This is a genomic window from Faecalimonas sp. LCP19S3_D12 (assembly GCF_052121495.1).
Lineage (GTDB): Bacteria > Bacillota > Clostridia > Lachnospirales > Lachnospiraceae > Faecalimonas.
In genome coordinates this window covers 1-7938 of sequence record NZ_JBQKED010000071.1, presented here as the reverse complement: position 1 = coordinate 7938, position 7938 = coordinate 1, and the positions used below count along the sequence as shown (strand labels likewise).

8 protein-coding genes are annotated in these 7938 nt (G+C 35.3%); all 8 read left to right on the top strand.

What is annotated here, in order from left to right; all coding sequences use genetic code 11:
• Positions 1–200: 200 nt before the first annotated feature.
• The 8 genes from ACTQXY_RS14660 (at position 201) to ACTQXY_RS14625 (ending at position 7553) form a co-directional block, all read left to right on the top strand.
• Positions 201–1391 (top strand): AAA family ATPase, encoded by a 1191-nt coding sequence (locus tag ACTQXY_RS14660; RefSeq protein ID WP_441660084.1) that lies wholly within the window; start codon positions 201–203, stop codon positions 1389–1391.
• Between the two features lie 2 nt (positions 1392–1393).
• Positions 1394–3136: a hypothetical protein gene (locus ACTQXY_RS14655; RefSeq protein WP_441660083.1), complete on the top strand. Its 1743-nt coding sequence runs from the start codon at positions 1394–1396 to the stop codon at positions 3134–3136.
• 16 nt (positions 3137–3152) lie between these two features.
• On the top strand, positions 3153–3479 hold the full coding sequence (locus tag ACTQXY_RS14650; RefSeq protein ID WP_441660082.1) for a cobaltochelatase CobT-related protein: 327 nt from the start codon (positions 3153–3155) through the stop codon (positions 3477–3479).
• Between the two features lie 51 nt (positions 3480–3530).
• Positions 3531–3947, top strand: coding sequence for a hypothetical protein (locus tag ACTQXY_RS14645; protein ID WP_373221853.1), 417 nt, complete (start codon positions 3531–3533; stop codon positions 3945–3947).
• A 12-nt stretch (positions 3948–3959) separates the two neighbouring features.
• Complete coding sequence (locus tag ACTQXY_RS14640) at positions 3960–5216, top strand: hypothetical protein (RefSeq protein WP_441660081.1); 1257 nt, start codon at positions 3960–3962, stop codon at positions 5214–5216.
• Positions 5217–5271: 55 nt separating this feature from the next.
• Positions 5272–5436 (top strand): hypothetical protein, encoded by a 165-nt coding sequence (locus ACTQXY_RS14635; protein ID WP_441660080.1) that lies wholly within the window; start codon positions 5272–5274, stop codon positions 5434–5436.
• 103 nt (positions 5437–5539) lie between these two features.
• Positions 5540–6265 (top strand): LytR/AlgR family response regulator transcription factor, encoded by a 726-nt coding sequence (locus ACTQXY_RS14630; RefSeq protein ID WP_373221844.1) that lies wholly within the window; start codon positions 5540–5542, stop codon positions 6263–6265.
• 1 nt (position 6266) lies between these two features.
• Complete coding sequence (locus ACTQXY_RS14625; RefSeq protein ID WP_441660079.1) at positions 6267–7553, top strand: GHKL domain-containing protein; 1287 nt, start codon at positions 6267–6269, stop codon at positions 7551–7553.
• The last annotated feature ends 385 nt before the right edge of the window (positions 7554–7938 follow it).

Genomic DNA, 7938 nt, shown 5'->3' with positions numbered 1-7938 from the left:
TATACCGAGTTCCCTACAAAAAGAATTATAAAGAAAAAAAGCCGGGTAGAAAACTGTTTTCATAACGTTTTGTGCCTGAGCAAAGCGAAAGGAATGGATATAAAAATGAAAAACTTGCATTAAAAGCGGCTTTTCTTTGTTGTGATAACCTATATCGGAGAGTAGAAAATGTACAGGATTTTAGCAATGAAGGTATCCCTTTGGAAAAGAGCCAGCTTGGAAAGAGCGGTATGGAGCAACTTTCAATGCTTGCAATAGAGAGTGAACTGTATGCACCAAACGATGCGGTAAAGGGTACATTTCAGATTTTGGGAGAAACGAAGAAAGCAAAGGAATGGACTTTAAAGGAACTACAGAAAATATACGGACAGCAATGGCTGGTTTCAAAGGAATATCTGAACCGTATCCCACACCTTCCGGATGATATGAAAGTTGGGGAATATGCACAGGATATTCTTTCGGCAATCGTAGAGTCGCCTTTTCGAAAATTTATGATCACCGGAAATGCGGGAACTGGAAAGACAACGGATGCTCAGATGATTGCCCAGATTTTGGGAGTGCCTTACTTTGCTCTAAACTGTGGACCAGAAACAGATGAAAATACACTGGTGGCAGGGATTTATCCAAATTCTAAGAAAAAGACTGAAGATACTATGAAGTTTCCCTCTTTACAGGAATTTGTAGCAGATCCGATACAAGTATTAGAAGAGATTGCACAGACAAAAAAAGAAGGGATTACCAAAAGCGAAGCGTTTAGAGAACTGTTAGATGCAGTATATCAATCAGGCTATCAGAAAGCGAAAGAAGAAGGGGATTTTGTGATGCAGGAATCAGAAATCATCAAGGGATGCAGAATGCCTTCTGTGATTGAAATAATGGAAGCATCCTTGATCGTAGAGCCTGGGACGCTCGGAAAATTGAACCGCCTTTTAGATGATTCCAGAAAACTGGATCTTCTGTATGGGGAAGTCGTAGAACGACACCCAAATGCAATTATCATCATTACCACAAATTTGAATTATATTGCCAATAGGGAGTTTGATTTTTCGATAGTATCCAGAATGAACAAAGTGCAGCATCGTAAAGACTTAACAGAGCAGCAGCTGGCAGAACGTGCAAGATTCCGTACAGGCTGTAAGGATATGGAAATTTTAAAACAGATGGCAAAGGTAATGAAACGGTTGGATGTCATAGTAAAAGAAGAGTTTGGAAAAAGCGGACTTTGTGGCTACCGAGAATATGAAAACTGGGTATATGAATATATGCGGACTCAAAATCTTGTAAAAGCTGCGGAAGATACGGTGTTAGCAAAACTTGCATCTGATGAAGAAGACAGGGAGATGCTCCGTAGAGTATGTATGGAGATTTATGTAGGACAGGGAAAGGAATAAGCATGAGAAATGAAAGAAAGGAACGGAATCAACAAGTGGAACAACGTTTGCTTCAAGATATAGAAGTATTTTCTTCTCCACAATTTTTAAGGCTGATGCAACGGATTGGAAAAGAGATTACGGATAAACATAATGCACAGATCCGGTTTTATTCCGATGCATTGGATCACAGGGCCGGTTATTTCGAAGGATGCTATATTTATATCAATACCATGAATATGCTCACGCAGAGTTTTCCGACTTTGGATCTGCGCAGCAAAAGTTTGATCGGTGTGGAAGGGCATGAATGTGGACATCAGAATTACAGCAGTATCTATCTGAGACGAAAATATATAGATGGAATTACAAAAGGAATTTTATATCCAGCCTGGCCACAGCCTGAAAACGAACAGGAAACAGAGTTTTTACAAAGTATGAAAGATGCTTTTCAAAAGAAAGATGCTGTGCTTTTAGGACTTTATCTGCAAACAGCCGGGAGGCTGCAGGGATATTTGGAAGATGTTTTTATTGAAGGACAGATGTGCAGAAGGTTTCCGGGGAGTATTCGGCAGGGAATTTTGCAGAACCGTAAGAGAAACATGGAGCAGATTTCTAGTCTGAAAGAGCAGATTGGACAGAACAAATCAAAACTGAAGATTATGTTGCTTTTGTTGGTGCAATATATGTTTACACATAAAGTCAATATATGGGATGGAGAAGTCGCAGAATATATGGAACTCCTTAGAAACTGTATCCCTGTTGTTTCTGAAGCGATAAGTAAGAGTGGTGAAAGTGTAAGGTATTTGGCAACAAATCAGATTTTACTAAAACTTTGGCCGCTGTTTTTAGAAGAAGCGGAAAGCATTCGGAAAAAAGCAGAAAAATCTATGGAGAATAACAAAGAAGCATTGAAAAATGTTTTAGATCAATGGATGGAGGATTTGCCACAATATTCAGAAGAACCTGCTTGCAGGGAAATCCGTATGGAGAGAAAAGAGGCCTCAGATGTTCTTTGGAATGGAAATGAATTGAAACGTGCCATTTCAGAAGAAATGCACCCCATTCAAAAGGAAAGAGGAAATCCAGAAAGGGAGCAGGAAAACCTGACAGAAGAAAAAACGGAGCCTTTGCTTGCTGAATTGCAACCAGAAACTGTAAAGACAATTGATATTGGAAGAGAACTGCAAAATATCTGTCTGGAATTAAAAAGAGAAGCAAGGGAAAGGGGATATGAAGAATGGATGCGGGATCGTTTGAAAGAGATTTTAGAAAATACAAAGTTTACACCTGTGAACAGGGAAATTAAAAAGCGTATTTTCCGAAAAGAAATCATTTCTCAAACGGCATATCAAAAATACAGAAATTTTCAACCGCAGATAAAGCGTATTCTAATGAAAATGAAGCAGGATTTGCTGCCGGTTTTAAAAAGGAAGAAAACCCATATTTTGCGTCACCAGTATATTGGAAAAGGATTGGATATGGCACACCTTTGGAATCCTGAAAAAAGGATTTTCCAGACAAAAATCCCTTCCCGAAATATGGATACGGTGATCGGATTTTTACTGGATCAATCTGGTTCCATTGATAAGAAACGATGGAAAGCTTCTGTACTGACAGCTCTTTGTGTAGTAGAGTTCGCACAGGCACTTGATATACCAGTATGTGTAAATGGGCATTGTACAGGGAGGGAGCATATAGGCAGAGAGCAACAAGAAATGGTATGTTTACATTCTTATTTGGAGTTTGGAGAAAAAAAAAGAAGGTAAATACCGGATCTTAGATATGGAAACAGGAGGAGCCAACAGAGATGGGGCAGCCCTTCTTTACATAGCAGAAAAGATAGCGAAAAGAAAGGAAAAAATGAAAATTCTGATTTTTTTCTGTGACGGACTTCCTAATGCACAAGGATATGGTGGAAAAGTAGCAAAAGAAGATTTGCAGAACGTACAGAAACGGCTGGAGCAGAAACAAATCACATTGCTTGTGGCAGCAATTGGGACTGATCAGAAAGACATTCAAAAAATTTATGGGAATGCCTGTATCAATGCAGAGGATCTGGAACGGCTTCCACAGCAGATTGTAAAGAAACTTTTAGAATATATGGGATAGAGAAATGGCAGAAGGGACTTTTCAAGGTTCCTTTTTTTGATTGGAGGATTTATGGAACAGAACAAAGAATGGGTTGAGAACTTTTGGTGTACAGGATATGTGATCCGACTAGGAAGAGACCAGTACTTTCAGAAAATTAAAAATAAGCGTATTGTAACAGCGAAAATTTGGAAAGCAGCTTTCTTTCGAAGTTTAAGGGAAGCAGAAAGATTTGCTCAAAGACATCTTTGGTATGCTGGTATGGATCCGCAGATCTGCTATCGTGCATGGATGCTGGTATCTGTCGAAAGTGAAGAAGAACGGGAAATGTTTTGGAATGGAAAGCAGTTTGTACCGGAACTTGGAAAGGCAAAACTTTTTTCCAGTTCCCAGGAAATGCAGAACTATGCAAAACGCTTGGGATTATCCAGACAGACCTATCCGGAATTATTGCCGGTAGAAATAAAACAGATGAAAAATGCAGCGTAAGGAGGAAACAGGATGAGAATTAAAAATTTAGCACAATTAAAACGGGTTATACAAGAGAAAAAGGAGTTTATCATCAGAGCACATCGGCATGAGAAATTTCTTGGACAGAAGAGAGTTCCCAACATTGTACAAAGCAATGGTTTTTACTCTGTTATATCCGGGCAGCCGGAACATGAAGTCAGTTGCGCTAACAGCGGGAAAGGAAGCTGGACTGACTTTGGAAAAGCAACTCAGTGGGAGTTCCAGGAAGAAAAATGCAGTATGTATTTTCCGGAAATGGAGCATATTCCTGAAAATCTGATCTGGACGATTGAAGTTTGTGAGGATAAAAGCAATATCCGAAAAAAACTCCAGTGTTCGATTCTTTGTAATGCTTATTATAATGGGGAAATTCTGCTGCCCGAAGCTGTAAAAACATTTCCGGCAGCACTGGAATATGCTAAGAAGCATTTGAATGAAATCCCATTAGGTGAACTGGAATATATAGAAAATAGTGATGTATTAGATGAAGAGAACTGTGAAATGGAAACCGTCTCAGTGGAAGGAATATCAAAAGATAGCGTGAGTAGAGAAAGGAACTTTAATAATTCAAAAGAGGCATGGTGGACAATAATCGAAGGCATCAAGGAATATGAAAGCAGACTGGCAGAACAAGGAAAAGCAGTAGATGCAGAAAAGATTGCAAGATGTATGGATTTGTTCTATCCAAAAGATGTCGTAGAAGAAATTTTGGAAGATGGAGAGGGGAGCATTAACGGAATGAAAAGAGCCAAAGATCCATTACCAGATGACGATTATTATCTGATGGATGCACAAGGACCGTATTCATTCCGTCAGGTTACATGGGAAGATATCTTATGGATATTGGAGGAATGTTCCAGAAATGGTTATCTGCCACCCCTTTTTTTGAAGGAAACGGCAATCTGGATTTCAGAAGAATATGAGGGCGATTCTAAAACATCAAGATTTTACTATCCAGTGAAGCTGCCGCCATGGAGAAGTCTACAGATGATTCGGCAGTTGGACCGCTGGTATGCAGATACAGATTTGGATTGCAGGGAATATGCCGAAGAATATCAAAGAATTGTATCTGGAATTTTGCATGGACTCGTGATTTTAAACCCGAAAAAATTTGCATTAAAAGAGGTGATTGCAGAATGGGAACGGAATTTTCCAGAACCCGAAAAGAGTGCATATAGGACAGCCTTTGATGAAATTTATAAGGGTAGAATTCCAATAGTCCGGGATTGTAATTATATAGAAGAGTAACTAACAGAAAGGATCAGAGGGCTGTACAGGCAGCCCTCCTCTGAAAGTAGAAGCAATGGATATATTAAAAGAAAAAATAGATGCAAAAAGTTTTCAGGATATGAAACGTGTCATTTTCCTTACCTCAACACAAGCCAGTAAGGTGTGGAAATTTGAAAAAGAAGATAAGTTATTTTTTATGGTGGAACATAATCTAGTGTTATTTCTTATGAAGAAATGAAACGATAAGATTTGTTTGCCAGATAGACACAAACAATATATAATTGTTTTGAAAATAAATAGGTAATGAGTTATAGAGGAAATATTAAGGGAGTTATAGATGAATGTTAAGAATAGCTGTATGTGATGATGAGAAATATTATCAAAATTATATAAAAAGATTAGTTCTAAATGAATTTAAAATGAGAAAAATATGCTGTGAAGTTGATCTGTTTGATTCGGGGGATAAATTTATTGCATTAGGAGAAGAAATTACAAAATATAGAATAGTATTTCTAGACATCAACATGGAGGGAATAAACGGCATAGACACTGTAAAGGAAATACGAAAAAGAACATCGGAATTATATGTAGTTTTTGTCACAGCATTTATCACATATGCTATTGAAGGATATAAATACGATGTAGTGAGATATTTATTAAAAGGAAATGATAATTTTGAGGGATTACTCACTGAGTGTATTGACGCAGTTTTACAGAAGATAAATTTTCAAGTTGAAGTAAAGGAATTTGACTTTGTAGAAGGTAAGAAAAGTGTTAACTTAGAGAAAATCTATTACATAGAGAGTAATTTACATAAAGTTGTCTTTTGGATAAAGGAAGAAAGTTTAGGAAAATTTAGCCTTTACGAAAAGTTAAATAAAATTGAAGAGAAGATGAAAAATCAAAAATTTATAAGAATACATCAAAGTTATTTAGTAAATATGAAACATATTATATCAATAAAAAATTACAAAACAGTTTTAGATAATGGTGAAGAGTTACCTATGTCAAAAGCAAAATTTAAAGCAGCAAAAGAAGCATTTATAGAGTATAAAGGAGAACTATAAAATGGAAATTTGGATTAATCTTATACAGGGGATAGGAATTGTTTTTTTTGAAATCATATGTTGTAAAAACTTTTTGTCTTCTTTTTTTGAAAAAAGGAATGATTTTATTTTATGGCAAAAAATTTCGTTGCCAGTGCTGTCTGTTTTAGTATATTTTGGAGCATTAGTTTTTAGTAATAATATATTGTTGAAAACATGTTACACATTTATTGTTGTATCAATTATTATGTTTAGTTATTTCAAATTTAAATTAATAGTAGGAGTTATATTTACCAGTATTTTTGAAGGACTTATATATGGTATTGATTATTTGGTACTATTAATGTTTTCTGAAATAACGATATCAACATCTTCTGAACATCTTTTAACCATATTTGTCAGTAAAATGTTATTATTTATTTGTGTAGTATTTATAAGTAAAAAGTGGGGAGTAAAAAATTTTTTTCATGTATTGTCAGATAGTGAGTGGTTACGTTTCTTGTATTTTCCGTTTTCAACAATAGTAATTTTTATAATAACGCTAGTTAATATAAAAGGTATTGAGAATGAAAGATTACAAAATGTAATCATTATCATTACATTTTTTTTAATTGGAATGAACCTGTTGCTTCTTAGATTAATAGGGGATATTGTAGAAAGGGAGCAGAAATTAAATGAAACAGCCCTATTTGATGAGAGAGCAGAAAATCAGAAAGAAATGTACAAATTAATTTCAGATAATTATTATAAGGAGAGAAAAAAGACTCATGAATACAAAAACCATATGTCTTGTATTGCAGGGATGCTAAAAAATGGTCAAATAAAAGAGGCAGAAGAATATGTTTCAGGAATAACGGGAGAGTTAAAGAGATATCCCAACCTTATAGATACTAATAATATAGCTGTTAATATTGTATTAAATGCCAAATATCAGGAAGCAATAGATAAAAATATAATGGTTATTTTACAGATGAATGATTTATCAAATATTAAGATTCGAAATGAAGATATTGTGGTTATTCTTGCAAATATGTTGAATAATGCCATAGAAGCTTGTGAGCAGTTAAAATCAAATAAAAAGATATGGATTAAATTTGTAAATGAAGATAAAATGACAGTTATTTCAATTAAAAATACATGTGAACAAAAAGCTTCAAATAAAATGTTAAGAACAACCAAATCTGATAAATTCGAGCATGGATTTGGTATAGAAAATATTCGTGAACTAACGGATAAGTATGGTGGAAGCAATCATATGAAACAGGAAGCGGGAATATTTATTTTTACAATAGTTTTTCCACATGATTAAAAATGACGTCGTGCTATTGTTCGGCTCTGTAAGTATTAAGAGATGATATATCTCCGTACTACAGCTTAGAATAATAGTGCGATTTTTTTAGTCTAATAATGCTTTTTACAGTTCAAAAGTGCAAGATGTATTGATTAATTATGACACTTGTTTTAAAGTAACCACGAAAGCGAGAGAAGAAGATGAATAAAATAGCACAGAAAATCGTGGATATATTATTAGAAAAGAATTTTCTTAATAAAAAAAGGAAGGAAGAATATGTTTATGTAGTTGAAATTGGTCCTATGTCAAGATTTAGTACAAGTTAAAATGAGGTTTTTCCTCATCTTAACCTGCTAGCTGCAATTCGCTCTGTTGAAGCCTACGATACAGCTCCTCATAATCA

What these genes read in the sequence shown, in the direction of transcription:
- ACTQXY_RS14655 (WP_441660083.1), top strand. Translation starts at nt 1,394, where the DNA reads ATGAGAAATGAAAGAAAGGAACGGAATCAACAAGTGGAACAACGTTTG.
- ACTQXY_RS14630 (WP_373221844.1), top strand. Translation starts at nt 5,540, where the DNA reads ATGTTAAGAATAGCTGTATGTGATGATGAGAAATATTATCAAAATTAT.
- ACTQXY_RS14650 (WP_441660082.1), top strand. Translation starts at nt 3,153, where the DNA reads ATGGAAACAGGAGGAGCCAACAGAGATGGGGCAGCCCTTCTTTACATA.
- ACTQXY_RS14645 (WP_373221853.1), top strand. Translation starts at nt 3,531, where the DNA reads ATGGAACAGAACAAAGAATGGGTTGAGAACTTTTGGTGTACAGGATAT.
- ACTQXY_RS14625 (WP_441660079.1), top strand. Translation starts at nt 6,267, where the DNA reads ATGGAAATTTGGATTAATCTTATACAGGGGATAGGAATTGTTTTTTTT.
- ACTQXY_RS14635 (WP_441660080.1), top strand. Translation starts at nt 5,272, where the DNA reads ATGGATATATTAAAAGAAAAAATAGATGCAAAAAGTTTTCAGGATATG.
- ACTQXY_RS14640 (WP_441660081.1), top strand. Translation starts at nt 3,960, where the DNA reads ATGAGAATTAAAAATTTAGCACAATTAAAACGGGTTATACAAGAGAAA.